At 40.0% G+C, this 20,507-nt stretch carries 19 protein-coding genes; 12 read left to right on the top strand and 7 right to left on the bottom strand.

What is annotated here, in order from left to right; genetic code table 11:
* Positions 1 to 42 precede the first annotated feature (42 nt).
* The 9 genes from hmpA (at position 43) to QNI29_RS10825 (ending at position 11,632) form a co-directional block, all read left to right on the top strand.
* Positions 43 to 1,266, top strand: a complete 1,224-nt coding sequence (gene hmpA, locus QNI29_RS10865) for an NO-inducible flavohemoprotein (protein WP_231416503.1) — start codon at positions 43 to 45, stop codon at positions 1,264 to 1,266.
* Between the two features lie 295 nt (positions 1,267 to 1,561).
* Entirely contained in the window at positions 1,562 to 2,800 is a 1,239-nt protein-coding gene (locus QNI29_RS10860; RefSeq protein ID WP_231416502.1) for an NAD-dependent epimerase/dehydratase family protein, read from the top strand.
* Positions 2,801 to 3,156: 356 nt separating this feature from the next.
* A complete protein-coding gene (locus tag QNI29_RS10855) occupies positions 3,157 to 4,749 on the top strand; it encodes a Na+/H+ antiporter NhaC family protein (RefSeq protein WP_231416501.1) in 1,593 nt (530 codons plus the stop codon).
* Between the two features lie 101 nt (positions 4,750 to 4,850).
* Positions 4,851 to 6,026: an aminotransferase class I/II-fold pyridoxal phosphate-dependent enzyme gene (locus tag QNI29_RS10850; RefSeq protein ID WP_231416500.1), complete on the top strand. Its 1,176-nt coding sequence runs from the start codon at positions 4,851 to 4,853 to the stop codon at positions 6,024 to 6,026.
* On the top strand, positions 6,023 to 7,690 hold the full coding sequence (locus QNI29_RS10845) for a thiamine pyrophosphate-dependent enzyme (RefSeq protein ID WP_231416499.1): 1,668 nt from the start codon (positions 6,023 to 6,025) through the stop codon (positions 7,688 to 7,690). The genes QNI29_RS10850 and QNI29_RS10845 overlap by 4 nt, the downstream gene beginning before the upstream one ends.
* Before the next feature lie 66 nt (positions 7,691 to 7,756).
* Positions 7,757 to 9,259 (top strand): aldehyde dehydrogenase family protein, encoded by a 1,503-nt coding sequence (locus QNI29_RS10840; RefSeq protein WP_231416498.1) that lies wholly within the window; start codon positions 7,757 to 7,759, stop codon positions 9,257 to 9,259.
* A 23-nt stretch (positions 9,260 to 9,282) separates the two neighbouring features.
* Positions 9,283 to 10,455, top strand: coding sequence for a saccharopine dehydrogenase family protein (locus QNI29_RS10835; RefSeq protein WP_231416497.1), 1,173 nt, complete (start codon positions 9,283 to 9,285; stop codon positions 10,453 to 10,455).
* A gap of 92 nt (positions 10,456 to 10,547) precedes the next feature.
* Entirely contained in the window at positions 10,548 to 11,303 is a 756-nt protein-coding gene (locus QNI29_RS10830; protein WP_231416496.1) for an IclR family transcriptional regulator, read from the top strand.
* A 20-nt stretch (positions 11,304 to 11,323) separates the two neighbouring features.
* Positions 11,324 to 11,632 (top strand): DUF3870 domain-containing protein, encoded by a 309-nt coding sequence (locus QNI29_RS10825; protein ID WP_231416495.1) that lies wholly within the window; start codon positions 11,324 to 11,326, stop codon positions 11,630 to 11,632.
* 71 nt (positions 11,633 to 11,703) lie between these two features.
* Here QNI29_RS10825 and QNI29_RS10820 read toward each other — a convergent pair whose 3' ends face one another.
* The 4 genes from QNI29_RS10820 to QNI29_RS10805 are packed head-to-tail and all read right to left on the bottom strand — an operon-like array spanning position 11,704 to position 15,703.
* Complete coding sequence (locus tag QNI29_RS10820; protein ID WP_231416494.1) at positions 11,704 to 13,158, bottom strand: NAD-dependent succinate-semialdehyde dehydrogenase; 1,455 nt, start codon at positions 13,156 to 13,158, stop codon at positions 11,704 to 11,706.
* Between the two features lie 12 nt (positions 13,159 to 13,170).
* Positions 13,171 to 14,364 carry an acyl-CoA dehydrogenase family protein gene (locus tag QNI29_RS10815; protein ID WP_231416493.1) on the bottom strand — a complete coding sequence of 398 codons (1,194 nt, stop codon included), beginning with the start codon at positions 14,362 to 14,364 and terminating at the stop codon, positions 13,171 to 13,173.
* Positions 14,365 to 14,377: 13 nt separating this feature from the next.
* Positions 14,378 to 15,565: a CaiB/BaiF CoA transferase family protein gene (locus QNI29_RS10810; RefSeq protein ID WP_231416492.1), complete on the bottom strand. Its 1,188-nt coding sequence runs from the start codon at positions 15,563 to 15,565 to the stop codon at positions 14,378 to 14,380.
* A 6-nt stretch (positions 15,566 to 15,571) separates the two neighbouring features.
* Entirely contained in the window at positions 15,572 to 15,703 is a 132-nt protein-coding gene (locus QNI29_RS10805; RefSeq protein ID WP_284526477.1) for a hypothetical protein, read from the bottom strand.
* 264 nt (positions 15,704 to 15,967) lie between these two features.
* Between QNI29_RS10805 and QNI29_RS10800 the strand changes: the two genes are divergently transcribed.
* From QNI29_RS10800 to QNI29_RS10790, 3 genes are all read left to right on the top strand, one after another.
* Positions 15,968 to 16,261, top strand: coding sequence for a Dabb family protein (locus QNI29_RS10800; protein ID WP_231416491.1), 294 nt, complete (start codon positions 15,968 to 15,970; stop codon positions 16,259 to 16,261).
* A gap of 155 nt (positions 16,262 to 16,416) precedes the next feature.
* A complete protein-coding gene (locus tag QNI29_RS10795) occupies positions 16,417 to 17,220 on the top strand; it encodes an LAGLIDADG family homing endonuclease (RefSeq protein ID WP_231416490.1) in 804 nt (267 codons plus the stop codon).
* 29 nt (positions 17,221 to 17,249) lie between these two features.
* Entirely contained in the window at positions 17,250 to 17,624 is a 375-nt protein-coding gene (locus tag QNI29_RS10790) for an rRNA methyltransferase (protein ID WP_231416489.1), read from the top strand.
* 178 nt (positions 17,625 to 17,802) lie between these two features.
* Here QNI29_RS10790 and QNI29_RS10785 read toward each other — a convergent pair whose 3' ends face one another.
* Genes QNI29_RS10785 through QNI29_RS10775 form a run of 3 tightly spaced genes read right to left on the bottom strand, consistent with a single transcriptional unit; the run spans position 17,803 to position 20,499 of the window.
* On the bottom strand, positions 17,803 to 18,786 hold the full coding sequence (locus QNI29_RS10785) for a Gfo/Idh/MocA family protein (protein ID WP_231416488.1): 984 nt from the start codon (positions 18,784 to 18,786) through the stop codon (positions 17,803 to 17,805).
* A 3-nt stretch (positions 18,787 to 18,789) separates the two neighbouring features.
* Entirely contained in the window at positions 18,790 to 19,566 is a 777-nt protein-coding gene (locus QNI29_RS10780; protein WP_231416487.1) for a sugar phosphate isomerase/epimerase family protein, read from the bottom strand.
* A 15-nt stretch (positions 19,567 to 19,581) separates the two neighbouring features.
* The gene (locus QNI29_RS10775; protein ID WP_231416486.1) at positions 19,582 to 20,499 is read right to left on the bottom strand and encodes a helix-turn-helix domain-containing protein; all 918 of its coding nucleotides are present in this window, start codon (positions 20,497 to 20,499) and stop codon (positions 19,582 to 19,584) included.
* Positions 20,500 to 20,507: the final 8 nt, after the last annotated feature.

Below are 20,507 nucleotides of genomic sequence, written 5' to 3'. Positions count from 1 at the left end.
TACATATAGAAAAAAATATTACTTAATTCGGAGGTTTTAGTCATGCTTACTACCGAACAAAAATCCATAATCAAGTCAACCGCTCCTATTCTTAAAGAGAGAGGCACGGAAATTACATCCCGATTCTACCAGCAATTGTTCACTTCTCACCCTGAACTATTAAATTTGTTTAATCAAACGAATCAAAAGAAAGGGAGACAACAAACTGCTTTAGCAGGCGCAGTTTATGCAGCGGCGGAAAACATCGATCAACTTGAAGATATTCTTCCAGTTGTAAAACAGATCGGCCATAAACATCGCAGTATCGGAGTACGACCTGAGCACTACCCTATTGTAGGAGAGCATTTACTACTAGCCATGAAAGAAGTTCTTGGTAGCGACGCTACAGATGATGTCTTAGAGGCGTGGAAAGAAGCTTACGGAGTCATTGCTAGCGTGTTCATCGAGGTTGAAGAAGAGATGTATCAGGATGCATCTATCCAACAGGGAGGTTGGGAAGGATTTAAACCATTTAGAGTTACTCATAAGGTAACAGAAAGCAATGCGATTACTTCTTTCTACTTGGAACCCGTTGACGGAAACGTCTTACCATCATTTTCACCAGGGCAGTATATTAGTGTGCAATTGCAAATCGAAGGCGAAACCTATACCCACATTCGTCAATATAGTCTATCTGATGCACCAAATCAAAACTATTTCCGCATCAGTGTTAAAAAAGAAAGTGATCATGATCCAGAAGGAATTGTTTCTAATCATCTACATGAGCGAGTAGAGGTGGGTGATGAAATTCCTGTTAGCGCACCGGCAGGCGATTTTGTCCTGAGTACCAAAGATGAAACACCGCTTGTACTGATTAGCGGTGGCGTTGGATTAACACCCCTACTTAGTATGTTAAAAACAGTGGTACATCTGCAACCAGAACGAAGAGTTACCTTTATTCACGCTGCACGTAATAGCCAGCTTCACGCCCTCAAAGGTGAAGTAACGGATCTTGTGAAGCAAATCGAGACCATCCAAAATTATACGATTTATTCTGATCCTACAGAGCAAGATGAGCAATCTGTAGACACTTATACAGGTCACATTACGTTAGAATGGTTGCAAGAGATACTTCCGCATAATCAAATGGAATTCTATTTCTGTGGACCAACTGGTTTTATGAACGCTGTATATAGTGCATTACAGGGCTGGAACGTTCCTGAAGACCGAATGCACTATGAGTTCTTTGGTCCAGCCAAATCACTAGAAACTATTAATGAAGGCTAAATATTCTTTACTATTTTAAGAACTGGGAGTATGCTCTCAGTTCTTTTTTTGTTTTGATGCAAATTCAGTGAAGTCTATTGAATATTGTCATCAACCACTTCTTCTCATAAAAGCTGAATTGCTAGACCACCATTGAATATAGTTGCACCAAATTCTCGCTTTCGTTATGATGAAAAGGGGTTTTTATAAAAAGGAAAACATTATACTCCTGTAGTAGACCATCTAGCATTATGTTCTTTCCTTACTTTCTCTCCTAAAGAAATAGTACATATTAACGATAAAAGGGTGTATTCAAATGAGTTCAGAAAGTAAACAAACACATTCAAGTAAAAAGATTTTTGTTTTAGGAGGGGATGGGTTTTGTGGCTGGCCTACAAGCCTTCATCTTTCTAATATCGGTCATGAAGTGGTCATCATCGATAACCTTTCAAGACGTAATATTGATAACGAATTAGAAGCGGATTCATTGACCCCTATTAAACCGATGGGGACCAGGATAAAGGCATGGGAAGAAATTTCTGGGAACACAATTGGATTCCATAACATAGACATTGCAGAAGATTATGATCATTTCCTTGATGTTCTAGTCTCAGAACAGCCGGATGCGATTGTTCACTTCGCTGAGCAGCGTTCAGCTCCCTATTCTATGAAATCACCAAAACACAAACGTTACACAGTTAATAACAACATTAACGCTACGCATAACGTTTTGTGTGCAATTGTAGAATCAGGCTTAGACACACACCTGGTTCACCTTGGAACAATGGGTGTATATGGATACGGGACAGCAGGTATGAAGATTCCGGAAGGGTACCTTGATGTAGAGGTGAAAACTGAAGAAGGAGAAAGAATTGCACAACAAATTCTTTATCCAACAAACCCTGGTTCTGTATATCATATGACCAAAACACAAGATCAACTCTTGTTCCAATACTATAATAAGAATGACTCTATACGTATTACTGACCTTCATCAAGGGATTGTATGGGGGACAAATACGGTTGAAACCAATATGGATGAACGTCTCATTAATCGTTTTGATTATGACGGAGATTATGGTACTGTATTAAATCGTTTCCTCATGCAGGCTGCGGTTGGCTATCCAATTACGGTTCATGGAACAGGTGGACAGACAAGGGCATTTATTCACATCCAGGACACAGTCCGTTGTATTGAACTAGCCATAGAAAACGCTCCATCCCGCGGTGATCGAGTTATGATCTTTAACCAAATGACAGAAACGCATCGCGTTAACGATTTAGCCAAATTAATCAGTGAGATGACTAATGGCGACATCGCATACGTTTCAAATCCTCGTAAGGAAGCAGCTGAAAATGACCTTCACGTGAAAAACGATCTCTTCTTATCGAAAGGATTAAACCCAACTACGTTAAATACAGGTCTTCTACAGGAAGTAACTGAAGTAGCTGGTAAATATGCTCACCGTGCTGATTACTCAAAGATACCAGCAACTAGTACATGGACGAAAGAACAACAACCTGGTATCCCTGAAACAAATAAAGAATTAAACTAATACAGTTACCGCAAGCCTTCAGATGATTCTGGAGGCTTTTTTAATTCTATAAATAATTTTTTAGGGAAAAGTTTAACATACTTTTTTCCTTGGCTACACGTGTGAATACCTTAATGAAGTTAGGTCATTCATAAGAAACTTTCCGCATTTTATAAATTTATTAGGGATTAGATAATAAGAATTTTTTGTATGGAATTTTTTTCAAAAAAGTTCCTTGTTTTTATTTCTTAGTGCAAGAGTTTATGCCATAAAGATAAATAATTAAAATATTCTGAATTCATGGAGGTGTTGGCTAAAGTAACAAACGAAAGTATGCATTTGTTTGGCCAGATCTTAAAAATAAGGGAGACTAGAGCATGGAAAATACGGTTTGGTCTTTATTGCCCCCACTCTTAGCCATTGTCATGGTGTTATTAACAAAGCGTGTGTTGGTGTCTCTGGCATTTGGAATTATAGCTGCTTCGTTTTTACTAGCACAGTTCAGTATATTCGAAACGTTTGCTCTTATTTGGGAAGCTTTTTCAGGTGTATTTGTAGACGGTGGAGCACTTAATACTTGGAATGTGTTCATCTTGTCATTTGTATTAATGCTCGGAGTCATCACAGCATTCATTAGTATGATGGGAGGGGCTCGTGCATTTGGTGAATGGATGATTAAAAGGGTTAAATCGCGCGCAGGAGCTCAAATCATGACCGCTATTTTAGGCATAGTCATCTTTATTGATGATTACTTTAATAGCCTCACCGTTGGGCAAGTTGCGAAACCAATAACGGATCAACACAGAATCTCAAGGGCAAAACTCTCCTATATTATAGACTCTACAGCGGCACCGGTGTGTGTAGTGGCTCCTATATCTAGTTGGGGAGCTTATATCATTGGTGTTTTAGGAAGTATTCTGGTGGCTCAAGGGATAACAGATTTCTCAGCTTTTAGTGCATTTCTGCAAATTATCCCAATGAACTTGTATGTATGGGCTGCTCTTGGATTGGTTTTCGTAATCGCCATAAAAAATGCGGATTTTGGTCCAATGAGCGTCCATGAGAAACGAGCGTTGCAGACCGGTCAAGTGACTGATCCATCTCACAAAGAAGTTGTAGACGCAGAGGATAAGCTTCCAATCAGTCAGAACGGAAAAGTGCGCGACTTATTTTTACCCCTTATACTTCTTTTCGCTGCCACAATAGCTGCCATTATATTCACAGGTGTTCGAGCAACCACAGAGAATATGACTCTCATTAATATTTTTGGTAATGCAGATGTCCCTCTAAGTTTATTGGTAGGAGGGATAACGGGGCTATTATTCACATTCATTCTGTATTTTAGACAGCATTCAAAAGATCAGTTGGGTTCCGGTGCTTCAATTTTACTTGGTGTCAAAGAAGGTTTACGTTCTATGCTGCCTAGTGTTGGCATCTTAATCATGGCATGGATGATCGTCTCTCTTATTGATCAACTTGGAACTGGGACGTTCCTTGCTGAAATCGTGAAAGGGGCGAATATAAGTAGCAGTCTTTTGCCAGCTATTCTATTTGTATTTGCCGGTGTAATTGCTTTTTCAACCGGTACTTCTTGGGGATCATTTGGGTTGCTTCTTCCTATAGCCGGTCAAATCGCAGCATCAACCGATATTAATTTAATTCTTCCGATGCTCGCAGCTGTTCTTGCTGGAGCTGTAATGGGTGATCACTGCTCTCCAATCTCTGACACAACCATTCTTTCTTCTACAGGCGCTAATTGCCACCATATGGACCATGTAACGACACAAATTCCATATGCTCTTACTGCGGCTGGTATATCTTTAATTGGTTATATCATTCTAGGACTTACAAGTAGCGTATGGTTAGGGTTAGGTACCGTTTTCTTAGGCTTAATAGTTGTGTATGTCCTTTTAAAACCTGATTCTCAATCTATGACAACGAATCAAGATAAAGAAGCAATCGCTAAATAGGTCCGCTCTCGATTTGATTTCATTGTCATTGTATTTCTCTTATCCTCATATAATGAAATGGCGTTTCAATTATTGAAATGATAAAGGGGATGATTCTTCGTATGACATTTGCATCTGATCAGGTGAATAGTTTGCCCCCGTATTTATTCTCAGTATTTTATAAGAAGAAGAAGGCTTTAGAGGCGCAGGGGGTAGATGTAATTGATTTAGGAATTGGAGCCCCTGATTTAGAGACACCTTCCTTTATCATTGATCGAATGACAGAAGAAGTGAGGAAACCTGAAAACCACAAATATTCCCCCTACAGTGGGATTATGGAGTTTAAACAAGCCGTTGCATCTTTTTATAAAAGATATCATGGTGTCTCTTTGAATCCAGAAACTGAAATTCTCACTCTTATTGGATCGAAGGAAGGATTAGCAAACGTAATAAGGTCCGTTGTAAACCCTGGTGATGGTGTTCTTCTCCCCGACCCAGGATATCCAGTTTATCAATCTGCGGTCCACTTAGCCTATGGAAAAACAATCCCTTTGCCACTTAACCCGGCAGATGGATATGCACCCATGTATGAGAAATTGTCGCGTGATGATTTACGTAAGGCTAAGATGATGCTTCTAAACTACCCGGGCAATCCGACAGGAGCTACAGCAGAGTATAGCACTTTTTCGAAAGCGCTTACATTTTCTGAGGAACATTCTCTTTGCCTTGTTCATGATGCGGCCTATAGTCTCGTAACTTTTGGGAGTTATAAAGCCCCAAGCCTTCTTCAGGTCCCTGGGGCTAAAGAACAAGGTCTGGAATTTGGCTCCCTATCTAAAAGTTTCAACATGACCGGGTGGCGGATCGGCTATGTAGCCGGTAATAAAGATTTAATTCAGGCCATGTCTGTTATTAAAAGCAATACAGATACGAGTCAGTTCATCCCTATACAACAAGCTGGAGCCACAGCGTTAAACAGTGATTTAAGTACAGTGAGAGCGAATAACAGAACTTATGAACAACGTTTAGAGAACCTTCTTCCAGTTTTAAAAGAACTAAACATAGAAGCAGAAAAACCAAGAGGAACATTTTTTGTATGGGCAAAAGTTCCAAAAGGATACACCTCAGAGAGTTTTGCAGAAAAGCTTCTAACAGATGCTGGTGTTATTGTCACCCCAGGTCACGCGTTTGGAGTACGAGGGGAAGGGTATTTTCGCATTTCTCTTTGTGTGCCCACAGATCGTTTATATGAAGCGGTCCAAAGAATGAAATCTCTTTCGTGGGAGGTGGAGGGATGACAGCCATGGATACGAACCACAGGCAATCTGCAGTATCAAGTGCACGAGCTATTGTAGAGTGTATTAAAATCGAAGGAATTAAGCACGTTTTCTGTGTACCTGGAGAAAGTTACTTACCTGTTATGGATGCCATCTATGATGAGGATACCATACAACTTATATCTACTCGCCATGAAGGAGGAGCCTCCTTCATGGCGGAAGGCTATGCAAAAGCAAGCGGGAAACCTGGAGTGGTAATGGCCACAAGAGGAGTGGGTGGTTCAAATTTAACGATCGGTGTCCATACAGCCTTTCAAGATTCAACTCCCATGGTAGTCTTTCTTGGTCAGGTTCATAGTGCTTTTAGAGGTCGTGAGGGATTTCAAGAAGTTGATCTCGATCGGTATTTTAGCCACATTGCAAAGTGGACCGTAGAAATTCGTGATGCAAAACGCGTTCCTGAACTCGTCCAACGAGCGTTCAGAGTAGCTCAAACGGGAAGACCAGGTCCAGTCGTGATCTCACTTCCGGAAGATCTACTTGTTCAAGATGCCGTGATGACATATGGACCACCAGTACAGAAACCAAAACCCGCTCCATCTAGAGATGAGATCCTAGCTGTCGAGAATATCCTTACATCTTCCAAGCGTCCATTAATTATAGCAGGTGGTGGTGTAAAAGCTTCAGGTGCTGAATACTTATTAGAACGATTCACTGAGAAGCATCACATCCCGGTCATGGCTGCTTTTAGAAGACATGACGTTGTGCGGAACGATCATCCTCTATATTGCGGACATCTCGGTCTAGGGACCCCGGCTTCCTTGTTAGATACCGTTAAAGATGCTGATGTAATCATCGCGCTAGGTACTCGATTATCAGAGGTCACCACCCAAGACTATACCATTATTACAGATGACAAAAAGCTTGTGCATTTGGATATCGACTTCGATTCAATCGGAAAGACCTATCAACCTGATGTGGGCATTTTAACAGATATCAAAGAGGGATTACTCGCTCTCTCCACAATGGAACTGTCTAAGCATTGGAGCGACTGGGGAAGAGAACGGCGTAAAATCTACGAAGCTGTGACTAAAGACTACTATTCAGAAAAATCGGATTCGTTCCATAGACAGATTATCACTAGCTTACAAAATCAACTTCCAAAAGATGCGATCCTAACGAATGATGCCGGAAACTTTGCTGGATGGCTTCATCTATTTTATCAGTTTTTGGAAACCAATACCTATGTAGGTCCTACATCTGGGGCAATGGGATATGGAATGCCAGCCGCACTCGGGGCTAAATTAGCTCAGCCAAGTCGTAAAGTTGTCTCTTTGTCCGGTGATGGAGGGTTTATGATGACGATGCAAGAGATTGAAACGGCTGTACGATACAAGATTCCTATCCTATCCCTTGTATTTAACAATAAAATGTATGGAACGATTAGGATGCATCAAGAAATCCATTACCCGAATAAACCGATTGGAACAGACCTTGGTCAGGTTTCCTTTACTGAGATAGCCATCTCTCTTGGAGCAAAGAGCTATTATGTTCGTACAATAGAAGAATTCGATATAGCGTTAAAAGAGGCGCTTCATTGTAATCAGCCAGTTGTGATTGAAATAGAAACGGATCCAAATCAAATATCTGTTTCCAAAACGATTGATGAACTGCGAGAACGTTAAACTTGAGCGTTATGGACTTCATTGTTCCATTAACCATATTAAAACCATTCTAAGGAGGTTTTTTACATGACAAAAACACTCATCCAAGAAGAAAAATTAATGAACTTTATTAACGGAAACTGGGTGAATTCTTCGACGAACCAATTCAAAGAAGTCAAGAATCCAGCAAATTTGGAAACACTCGTCAGGGTTCCTTTATCAAGCGAAGCGGACGTCGATGAAGCTGTTCAAACGGCTAAAAAAGCTCAAAAAGAATGGGCACTTGTACCAGCACCTCAACGAGCAGAAGTCTTGTATCGAGTAGGGTTACTCATGAAAGAGCGTAAAGAAGATCTTTCGCAAATCCTGACAATGGAAAATGGAAAAGTAATTGAAGAAGCGCGCGGAGAAGTTCAAGAAGGAATTGACATGGCCTTTTATATGGCTGGTGAAGGTCGACGATTATTTGGGCAAACCACTCCTTCTGAGTTAAAAGACAAATTCGCAATGAGCGTTCGCTCTCCAATCGGTGTGGTGGGGATTATTACACCGTGGAATTTCCCTATAGCTATCGCGACTTGGAAGTCATTCCCAGCCATTGTAGCTGGAAATGCCGTGGTGTGGAAACCTGCAACAGAAACGCCATTAATGGCTTATGAACTTGCTAAGATCTTTGAAGAAGCTGGATTGCCAAAAGGCGTGTTGAATGTGGTTTTCGGTTCAGGATCAGGGGTTGGGGATGCGATGGTGCATCATAAGGATATACGAGTCATTTCCTTTACAGGGTCCAATGATGTCGGAAGAGATATCGCCGCTAAATGTGGTCAGCAATTAAAGAAAGTCTCTCTCGAAATGGGAGGTAAGAATGCTGTAATTGTAATGGATGATGCCGACTTATCCCTGGCTACAGAAGGAATTCTTTGGAGTGCGTTTGGAACAAGCGGACAGCGGTGTACAGCTTGCAGCCGTGTGATTGTGCACGAAGATGTAAAAGAACGGTTGGAAGAACGCCTCCTTGCAGAAATGGAGAAGCTTACAATCGGAAACGGGCTTGATGAAAATATTAAAGTTGGACCTATTATCAACGAGGGTGGACTTGAGAAAATTAAAGAATACATCAAGATTGGCCAGGATGAAGGGGCTAAATTATTGGCAGGAGGCTATTCCCTTGACCAAGGGGAATATAGAAATGGAAACTACTTTGCTCCAACTTTGTTCACCGATGCAACACCTGATATGCGTATTGCACAAGAAGAAATTTTTGGTCCTGTGGTCTCATTAATTCCTGTTAAGAGTTTTGAGGAAGCCATAGAAGTCAATAACGGAGTCGAGTATGGATTATCGAGTTCTGTTTTCACGCGAGATGTTAACCGTGTGTTTGCGGCTCAACGTGATTTAGATACAGGGATCGTTTACGTTAACGCCGGTACTACTGGAGCTGAAATTCATTTGCCATTTGGTGGGACGAAGGGAACTGGAAATGGACATCGAGATTCAGGGGTTGCGGCGCTAGATGTCTTTACTGAGTGGAAAGCTGTCTACGTTGACTATAGTGGTAAGCTCCAACGTGCACAAATTGACGTTGACTAATTCTTAAAGGGGGACTTGGGTCTATGAAAATAGGTGTGCTAGGTTCAGGTTTAATGGGTAAAGAAGCAGCGCGTGATTTGACACAAAATCCATCTGTAACAGAGGTAGGTCTTGCGGATATTGACCTTGAGCGAGCAGAAGCTGTTTGCAGAGGGTTAGGTTCTACTAAGATGAAAGCTTACCAAGTAGATGCAAGTAATGCAGATGAATTAAGAGCATATATGAGACAATTTGATGTCATTATTAATGCGTTGTTCTATTCATTTAATGAAAGAGTTGCTCAAACCGCGATTGAAGTAGGTGTGAGCTCCGTTGATTTAGGGGGGCATATTGGGAGCGTAACTGATAATGTGCTTCTCATGAATGAGGACGCCATCACAGCGGGCGTGACAATCATTCCAGATTTAGGTGTAGCACCAGGAATGATTAATATTCTTTCAGGATACGGCGTGAGCAAACTAGATCAGGCGGAATCGATTCGTTTATTTGTGGGAGGGATCCCTGTAAAGCCAGAAGCACCCCTTGAATACAATCACGTTTTTTCTATGGAAGGTTTACTAGACCATTATACAGACCCTTCCACGATTATCCGAAATGGATCGAAACTACAAGTGGAATCTTTAACAGAAGTGGAGCGCCTCTATTTTGATAAATTCGGTCCACTTGAAGCTTTCCATACGTCAGGAGGGACATCAACGCTCCTTCAGTCTTATCCTACTATTCACGACCTTGAGTATAAAACGATTCGCTACCCGGGTCATGCAGAGAAAATGAAGCTACTGGTTGACCTTAACTTAACGAAAAATGATTTTGAAGTTGAGGTAAATGGAGTTAAGGTGAAACCTAGAGAAGTTCTTCTTAAGACGATTGATCCAATTGTAGATTTAAAAGATAAAGATGATGCTGTTCTGTTAAGAGTCCAGGTAAGCGGTGTGAAAGATGGACAGAAAATGTCGTATGAGTATGAAATGGTAACGTATAAAGACCGATCAAATAATGTAACAGCCATGGCTAGAGCCACTGCGAATACAATCTCTGTTGTCGCTCAATTAATTGGTAGCAAACAGATCACTAAAAGAGGTGTTCATCCTCCAGAGAAGATTGTTCCAGGAGATATCTATATTAAAGAAATGGCTAAACGGGGTGTGGAGATAAAAGAAAACAGGATTATCCAACCTTCCCAAGTACAAATTTAACTTCTAAATAAGAGGAGGGATCTATTGATCCCTCCTCTTTCAAACCAATTATGTCTTGAGCATGAGGTCACGGCCTATAAAGGAGACCGAAAATGAACCAGAGTGTGTTGAAAGCTTTGAAACTTCTAGACTACTTTACAGAAGAAACACCGGAATTAACCCTACGGGAACTAACAACCAAATCAAATATCCCAAAGCCAACGGTTTACCGTTTGCTAGTTTCTTTAGAACAAGCAGGGTTTCTCATGAAAACAAAAGAATCAGAACATGATAGCCGGTATCGTCTTGGTATAAAGTTAATGGAACTCGGGTATCGTGTAGCAGATCAGATTGAGTTAAGAAGAATAGCAAAGCCTTACATGGAGCAATTAGCTCAAGAAATTAATGAAGTTATCCACTTAGTCATCGTGAATGAGGACAAAGCCACCTATATTGAGAAAGTAGATTCAAATCGAGCCCTTCGTTTATATACGAAAATTGGTAAAAATGCACCGCTGTATTTAGGTTCAGGCCCTAAACTTCTCCTTGCGTACTTACCGCCATCAAGACAGGAGAAAGTGTTGAATGAATCCTCTTTGTCTCCTATAGCTAATTTACCTCCAATCGATAAAGAAACCTTAAAAAGAGAGTTGAAAATCATTCGAGAGCAAGGGTATGCCATTAGTAAAGGCGAACAAGATCATGATACGACCGGAATCTCTTATCCCATCTATAATTATAAACATGAAGTCGTTGCCTCTCTGGCAGTAAGCGGGTTATCCAATCACTTTGAGGGGAAGAACTTAACGGTCATTAAAGAGGCGACAGAAAGAATTGCGCACCAAGTTTCAAGGAGTATAGGCTATTAAGATCATTAGTGGAGGTATATATGAAAACCTATTTCATTGCAGGTCATGCAAGGCTCCCCGCTGGAATGGCTGCTCAAAACATGTATGATGTCTTAACTATTACGGCAGAAGTCGATGGTACCTATGGGGTAATTCTTGAAGCAAACTGCACGTTAGCCACAGAGCATGGGCGCCAATTTATTGGTCAACTTCTTAAAGGGTTTAGTTTAAGGCATTCCCTTGATGAGCCCATTGAAGAGATACGTGCTTACTATTTAGGGAAAGCAAGCAATGCACTTATTTCTGCTTTGAAAGATCTTCACAAACAATACGGACTTAAACATGACTAAGCATTCATAGGTAAGATCTATGAATGCTTTTAAACATGCTATACAAAAATAAGCAAGTGATCACTAAACGATCATTCATGAATGGCTGTTGAAATATACTTCAAATTCACATATTCATGGATCCCTTGTGATCCACCTTCTTTTCCAACCCCAGATTGTTTAATTCCTCCAAATGGAGCCTCAGCCACTGCTGGAAAAACATCGTTTATTCCAACGATTCCATAAGCAAGTGATTCTGACACTCTCGTTGCTCGGCTTAAATTTTCTGTGAACAGATAGGCAGCCAGACCATAATCGGTATCATTGGCTTTTTGAATGACTTCCTCTTCATCTGTAAATGACTGCAAGGGAAGAAGAGGACCAAATGTTTCTGCTGACATAACGTCCATTTGATCCGTTGCATCTTTCAACAGGGTAGGAGAGTAGAAATGACCCTTAAGACCTGTCGATAACGGTCCTCCTCCGACTAACACTTTTGCTCCCTTATGAAGAGCGTCTTCTAATTGAGCTTGAACTTTGTCTAATGCTTGACGGTGGATGAGAGGACCTAAGTCTATTTCATCCTTCAACCCATTACCTGGTCTTAATTGGTTAAGTTTTTCCTTCAGTAATTCCGTGAATTCATCCATTATGTCTTCATGTACATAAACACGATTTGCGCAAATACAAGTCTGGCCACTGTTTCGAAATTTACTAGCTATGGTTTGGGTAGCAGCCCGTTTTAAGTCTGCGTCTTCAAATACTAGAATAGGTGCGTGACCGCCAAGTTCAAGAGATAGTTTCTTTACGGTGTCAGCACTTCCTCGCATTAAATGTTTCCCAACATCTGTGGAACCAGTAAAGGTGAGCAAACGTACTTCTTTACTTTTCATTAGAACGGCACCAATTTCTTCTGCATCACCTGTGACCAGATTAACCACGCCTGGTGGGACTCCGGCTTCATCCAAAATAGTAATAAGTTCAATCGCCGACAAAGGTGTTTCCGGAGCAGGTTTAAGTACGACTGTGCATCCAGCAGCAAGAGCGGGTGCAACTTTTCTCGCTATCATGGATGATGGAAAGTTCCAAGGCGTAATCGCAGCAATCACACCAACTGGTTGGGGGATGACATGGAGCCTTTTCCCAGGGAGAGAAGAGGGGATCCACTCACCATATAAACGATTGGCTTCTTCTGCATACCATAGAAAAAAACTAGCAGAAGCACGAATTTCTCCCTTCGCTTCTTTTAGAGGTTTTCCTTGTTCAAGTGTTAAAATCGTAGCCAGCTCGTCAAGACGCTCTAACAGTAATTCATGAACGCGATATAAGATCCTTGATCGTTCGCGAGCTGTCTTTTTCGACCATTCGGGAAAGGAGAGCGAAGCGGATTGTATGGCTTTTTGAGTTTCTATTCGTCCTCCAAAGGATACATCAGTCAGTTTCTCAAGGGTAGCAGGATTCATGACACTAGCGGTCTTTCCTGATTCTGAACCTTCCCATTTCCCATCGATATAAATAGAATGGTGGTAATGCTTCAATTCTGTCATAAACATCGCCTCCTAATCTTCAAATGGCCATTTCGGCAGCATATGATCAAGGGATTTATCTTTACGATAACCAAGCACATAATCTGCTTGCATCAAAGTATGAATTTCTCTGGTCCCTTCATAAATGACAGGAGCTTTTGAATTGCGCAGGTATCGTTCAACAGGGTACTCATTTGAATAACCATACGCTCCGTGGATTTGAACAGCATCATCCGCAGCTTTATTAGCAAAATCGCATGCTTGCCATTTAGCGAGAGAGGTTTCCCTCGTGTTCCGTTTGCCACTATTTTTTAATTCACCTGCTTTCCATACAAGTAAGCGGCTCATCTGCAGACCAGCTTCCATATTGGCAATCATTTGTTTCACCAACTGATGTTTCCCAATTTCTTTTCCAAATGTCTGACGTTCATGACAATAATCCACACTCGCTTCTAGGCACGCCATAATTTGACCACAAGCTCCAGCAGCAACAGTAAATCGTCCATTGTCGAGAGCGGACATGGCAATTTTAAAACCATCTCCCTCTTTTCCAACAAGATTCTCTTTAGGGACCCGCATATCATCAAAGAATAATTCTCCAGTGTTTCCGGCCCTGATTCCAAGTTTCCCTTTTGTTGCTTTAGAAGAAAAGCCTTGCATCGTCCTTTCTACTATAAAACAAGAAATCCCATGATGACTTCTCTCTTTATCTGTATAGGCAAAAACTAAGAAGTGATCAGCAGTGTCACAAAGAGAAATCCAGGTTTTTTGACCATTTAAAACATACTCATTGCCATCTAGCTTTGCTGTCGTCTGTAACGAGGCTACATCAGATCCTGCACCTGGTTCTGTTAAACCAAATGCTCCAACTTTTTCTCCTTTTGCTTGTGGGATCAGATATTTTTCTTTTTGCGCTTCAGTTCCCCACTGAAGGAGAGTCATACTATTCAAACCGGTGTGAACAGAGACTGCAGTTCGAAAAGCGGTATCTCCTCGTTCAAGCTCCTCGCAAACGATTGCTAGTGAGTTATAATCCATCCCACTACCACCGTATTTCGAAGGAATGCACACTCCCATAAGACCAAGCTCTGAAATTTTCTTCAAGGTGTCCGTGTCAAAATGTCCTTTAGCATCCCATTCATCTATATAGGGCATGATTTCCTGATCAACAAAGGAACGAACAGTTTTTTGAAGCATGGATTGTTCTTCAGTGAGTTCAAAATTCATCGTAAGCATCTCCTTATATGGATTGATTATTTTTCATGCGTTCTAAATCATCTTGAGTATAGCCTAACGCGGAAAGGACTTCCGCTGTATGTTCTCCTGGTTCAGGTGGATGGCGAGTTAAAGAAGTAGGTGTTCTTGAAAGCTTCAAAGGACTACCAATCATTTTGATGAGTCCGGCCTTCGGATGATGCGCACTTACAAACATTTCTCGGGCTTGTAGTTGAGGATCTTGTATGAGTTCATCAACTGTTTGTATCGGTCCAAACGGAACGTCCTCTTTGTGACATAAATCTTTCCAGTAAGCGGTTGAGTGTGTAGAGAACCGTTTCTGCAATAGAGGAACGAGTTCCTTGCGATGAGCCACACGGTCAGGATTTGTCGCAAACCGTGGATCCCAAGCCAGTTCCGGCATATCCATTAGCTTACATAAAGACTTAAACTGTCGGTCATTCCCTACTGCTATCACCATCTCACCATCAGAAGAGCAAAACGTTTGATAAGGTACAATATTCGCATGATGATTGCCTAAACGTTCAGGAACCTGACCTGACATTAAATAATTGCTACCAATATTAATGAGAGAGGAGACGGCTGAATCATATAAAGAAAGATCAACCATTTGACCTTCACCAGATGTCACTCTCTCTAAAAGAGCGCTTTGTATACCGATACAGGCATATAACCCTGTTAGAACATCTGTTATGGCAATCCCTAGCTTTTGAGGACCGGAATCGGTGTCTCCTGTGATACTCATAAGACCACTCATGGCCTGGATAATAAAGTCATAGCCAGGCAGATGCTTAAAGGGGCCTGTTTCTCCAAATCCAGTAATCGAACAATACACAATACGCGGGTTTATTTCTTTTAATGCATCATAATCCAGACCTAATCGTTTCATTGTCCCAGTTTTAAAGTTATGCATGACTACATCGCTAGTTTCTACTAATTTTTTTATAATTTCTGAGCCCTTTGGCGATTTTAAATCAACCGTGATGCTCTTTTTATTACGGTTGGCACAAAGATAATAAGCACTTACGCCTTCTTGAAAGGGAGGACCCCACTTTCTTGTGTCGTCACTGCCACCTGGGGCTTCTACTTTAATCACTTCAGCTCCAAGATCTCCAAGAATCATGGAACAGTAGGGACCGGCTAATACTCGCGTAAGATCGACTACTCGAATCCCATCTAAAGAAGTGCTCACATTGGATCACGCTCCTTCTAATAAATAAAAAAAGCCAGTTTGAAGAGACACATGAATATGTGCACGTTCAAACTGGCTTTTTACTTGCTGGACCCCGTCCTGGAGGAGGCAGGAGAGCAAGATTAACAGTTGTTTCATATTCAATTTAGAGGGTAGGAAAAGCTTTATGCCTGTTTATGCCTGGGATGGGCTTAGAGGCAATAGTATGATTCCTTCTTTAAATTTTATAATATTCTGACAAAAAAGTAAATCACTTTTTTCTTGCTTGAAAAAGGTCCACATAAGTCATTTAAAGGGAGTTAGGCATCAAAAGTTTGTTATCTTCTTTAAAGTGATATAATAATAAAGGGCAACTACTAAAAATAAACTAACTTTGTTGTAGATAAGAAAGGTGTTAAAAGAATGATTGAACATGTTGTATTATTTAAGTTTAACGATCAAACGACTGATGAACAGAAAAATGAAGCTATCCAAAAGTTAACTTCACTTAAAAATAAAATTCCTGGTATCGTAGATCTGCAAGCGGGAGTAAATTTCTCCGACCGTAGCAAAGGGTACGAACTAGGACTCACCGTTCGCTTTGAAGATCAGGAAGCCCTTGAGCAATATGGACCTCATGAGGAGCACCAAAAAGTAGTTTCATACTTAAAAGAGATTGGAATGTCTGACATTCTGGCACTGGATTTCGAACTATAAAGATTTTAAAAGTACGCTTCTTATAGAAGCGTACTTTTTTATGTATATAAAGCGAAGAAAGGCTTTTCAATGGACTCAAAGAACGTATGTTTGTATAATAAATATAAATTTCTATTGTTTGATGAAGAATGATAAATAAAGGGGAGGACATGCGTATGCCTCGTAAGCCCGGCATTACTGACGATTATATGATAACACTGTACAAAAAGGGGACTTCATTTAAAGTTATGAAGGAGATTTCCGGCTTATCTGATCGTGCTATACGCAATATTCTATACAAACACAAAATTGAAATGAACCGTGAACAATACTCTGGTCAGCCTAGAAAATATAGTGTCAACGAGCATTTCTTTAAAACGTGGACTCATGAAATGGCCTGGGTTTTGGGGTTATTTGTTACGGATGGATGTGTCAATCAGACGAATAGTATTTCTTTTGCGCAGAAAGATGAAAGAATACTTCGTATGATAGCAAAGCATATGGACGCAGAAAATAACATTATTCCGCCTTCTTCTACCAGAAATATATCCACCCTTATAATAAACTCCAAGATACTTAAAAACGATTTAAAAAATTTAGGAATATTATCGAATAAATCACGCACTGTAAAGTTCCCTGAGGTTCCAGATGTATACTTACCTTCTTTTGTGAGAGGGGTTATTGATGGGGATGGGTGGGTACAGAAAACAGGCTATGTTATGAATGTAACAAGTGCCAGTAATAAGTTTGCCTTAGAATTACTTAAAGTATTTCAAAAATGGAAATTAAGATCCGAAATAAAAACCGAGACAACGAAGAATGGAAAAGAAATTTACCGAATCTGGGTAAAGGGGAAGGAAACTCTCCCTGAATTAGCAAATATTATATATAATAATGCTGGTGAAAGTTATGTCTATATTAAAAGGGAACGCATGACCATTCATAGTGGTCCAAAATCGAATCAAATAGATTTTAGCTAAAAGAACTTGAATGGGGGAAATTTTAAATAATGTGGAAATCAGTTGATGGAAGACTCGTACAAGCTACTGATAATTCGAGAGTTAAATTCAGAACCAACATTAGTAAAACAGTGCTCAATAATTTAAAAAAGATGGCAGATGATCACAACACACATGTAAATTATTTATTAGAAAGTGGCCTAAGAAATCTCCTGGAACAAGGGGAAATTATGTACAGCAAAGAATCCAGACCTAAAGATCGTGTTCAATATAAAACTACATACAACCAAGAGCTATTAGAATCTACAAAAGATTTTGCTAAAAAGCATGACTTAAGGACAAACGATATTATTGAATTTAGTGTTCAATTTATTGATATTAATAAGAGCAAGGATAGGGCACATAGATATAGGATAGAAAAGTAATTTTCTATCCTATTCAATTAACGCCCCGGACATAATATATATTATCGGTAGCAATATATAAAACAATAATCTCATCTCAAAACCTAAGTATACTCTTGATATTGAGATGAGATTTGTTTTTTTAATTTTTATCTTGATTATTATTTCATAATTTTTTGGGTTGAAAAACTAATTTAAGTTAACCAGTACCCAAATTTATTCCTTTTTTTAATTGATCCGATTTGTAGATGCCTTCAATAATTTGAATAATGGATTGACCGTATTGCCCATTTCCACACGTTTCATCTCGAATCCTTTTCATCATATCTTCTAATTGTAAAATAAATGGATCGGGGAATTTTGGGACTTTTAATGTCAGCTCGTTTCCATCGTGGCTAACGAACACCCCTTCACCCATTTCTATTTTGACCATTCCTCGTTTAAAAATTAATTCTGTGCGCTGCGTTGGAATAACCGTAAAACCTGACATTGAAATCGTGACAGGCACTCCGTCACTCGTTTCTAAATAGACCGTTCCACTTCCTTCTACATCCGTTTGTTGCTGTGGATCTGGATAATGGAGATTTGCTTTAATGTATGAAAATGTAGACTGTGTAAGCCACTGGATTTTGTCGATGGAATGTGCACCGAGATTCATTAGAATCCCCCCTCCCGCCTTTTTCTTTTCTAAGAACCATTTAGGGCGATCAGGATGGAAATACGAGACGTGCCTGGCATCGTTCACCATTAATAGCGGACCTAAATCATGGGTATCTATATAATTTTTCGCTACTATATTTTCCGCCAAATAGTGTTGGGTATGGGCAACCATAAGCTTTACTCCACTAGCCTTTACACACTCTCTAATTTCTTGGCACTCTTCTGAAGTTAAAGCCATGGGTTTTTCCAATAAAATATGACAGTCTTCTTTTGCAGCAAAAATAGTTGCCTCTTTATGCAGAAAATGCGGAAGAGTATTGATGACGAGATCCGGAGCTTCTTTCACAATCATTTCCTGGTAGGCGCTATATCCTTTAACTCCGTATTGTGAAGCGATTTTCATTGCTTTATTAGAATCAATATCTGCAACAGCTAAAAGCTTTAGTTCAGGAAATTTACTTATTGCTTCTAGATGATGCTTAGCAATAATACCAACTCCTATTACACATACAGATAAATTCATAGGCTATGCTCCTAACTCTTTCAATAGATGTCTTAGAAGTAATAAATCTTCTTCTGCATGTGAGAGAAGATCCCTTGGGTTCTCTTCACCTGTAGCTACACCCTCCGTAAATTCTATGGAATAGGTCCCATAAAACTGCAGACGATCGATTTCCTTTAAACGCTCTTTTACAAACCTTTCTGAAGCTCGTAATCGATGAAACCTTTCCTGGTTGTATAAACTAATGTGAGCATGTGTAATGGTTGACCCGAAATAGGTAAACCATTCCTCTATATTTAAATGAAGTTGTAAGGGGTGGATGATAATCTTTACTCGTTCAGAACCAATCTGATCTAGAAGAGCGTATGCGACTTCTGGGTCTTCCATAATCGTCCCTGCATGGCATTCGCAGAGGAGCTGGCAAGTATTCGGCAATTGCTTCAGCATCTCCTTAATGTGGGTGACATACATTTCTTTGTTCTCTATAGAGCTCCCGAGATTAAATTTCACACCCTTGCATCGAAGCTGGTGGGCCATATGAGCAATGTTGTCCCTCTCTTGTTCCCAACCATCTTCAAATTTGATATACGTATTAAATAGACTTACAGGGAAGTTCTCATCCTTAATTTTTTCCTTTTCTTGAGGAGAAGATTTTGCATAATGATTTTGCCATAATTCTAAACCATCAAAGCCCGCCTCATTTATAGTAGATATCCATTCACTCACAAGGATCGAAGGGTTTTGACCTTCTTCCCACCGATTCTTTTCAAGTAATACAGTATTTAAGAATACGTTCGTCATCGTCTCTCCCTTTCTTTACGAAAGATAGCTACAATTGGATAGAATCTCCTCCTGGCATTGGTGCAGATCGATTCTAAAGATCATTCTAGGTCGTCCTCGTTGATTAGATTGCTCTTCCCCAATAACTATAGCAATCTGATTTTCTTCAAGGTTTGATAAGATTCTTCTGGCACTACGTAATGTAACAGAAAATCCTTTAGCTAATTCTGCGGCTGTTAAGGTGTTTTTTCCGTTGGCATAACATAAGCATTGCAAACGGTGAAGTGTTTTGGCACTTACTCCAAGCCCTTTTATAGATGAGAAAGTTCCCTGATGTTCGTACCGTATGGTGTCACTCACATAAAGCTTCCTTGATTTCGAATATTCTGGTATTTCTTTAATGAGGTGATTTATAGAGCGCGTTATACATTGACTGGTAGGGATGATCAGTCTGACAGGTATCCTTTGTTTCTCTAACCTTGTTTTAATATAAGGATCACAGGTGACAATACATTGTGCCTCTTGGTTCTTCCATAGATCTATGTGGCGCTTAAGGATTTGATCTCTACTCTCTTCTTTATATTCTGTTATAAGGATTCTTTCGTCTTTTAACTCTTCTGCTATGCTCTTTAGATCCATATCTTTAACGTCAATACTTATAGAATAGGAATTAGAAGGGGTTAATCGTTGTTCATAGCTACATTTGAACAAGGTTGAATAAAGGGCTATTTCTGTATAGGAAAGTGTAAAGACAGGTGTATGATCCATAGCTTTAGATAAGGTATGCGAAGGAATAATTGGATTAGCTAATAGAATGGCTTGGTAATTGCTTACGTTTTCTAACGTTGAAAGATCAGTCAAGGGGATTAATGACACGTCCGGGAAACATGTTGCTAAAGCTAACACTTTCTCTGTAACTTCATTGCAGCCTACTACTAAGACATTTATGTTCACCAGGTTCA

It is taken from the genome of Pontibacillus chungwhensis (assembly GCF_030166655.1).
Classification (GTDB): Bacteria; Bacillota; Bacilli; order Bacillales; family BH030062; genus Pontibacillus.
This window is presented reverse-complemented; position numbering and strand designations above follow the sequence as displayed.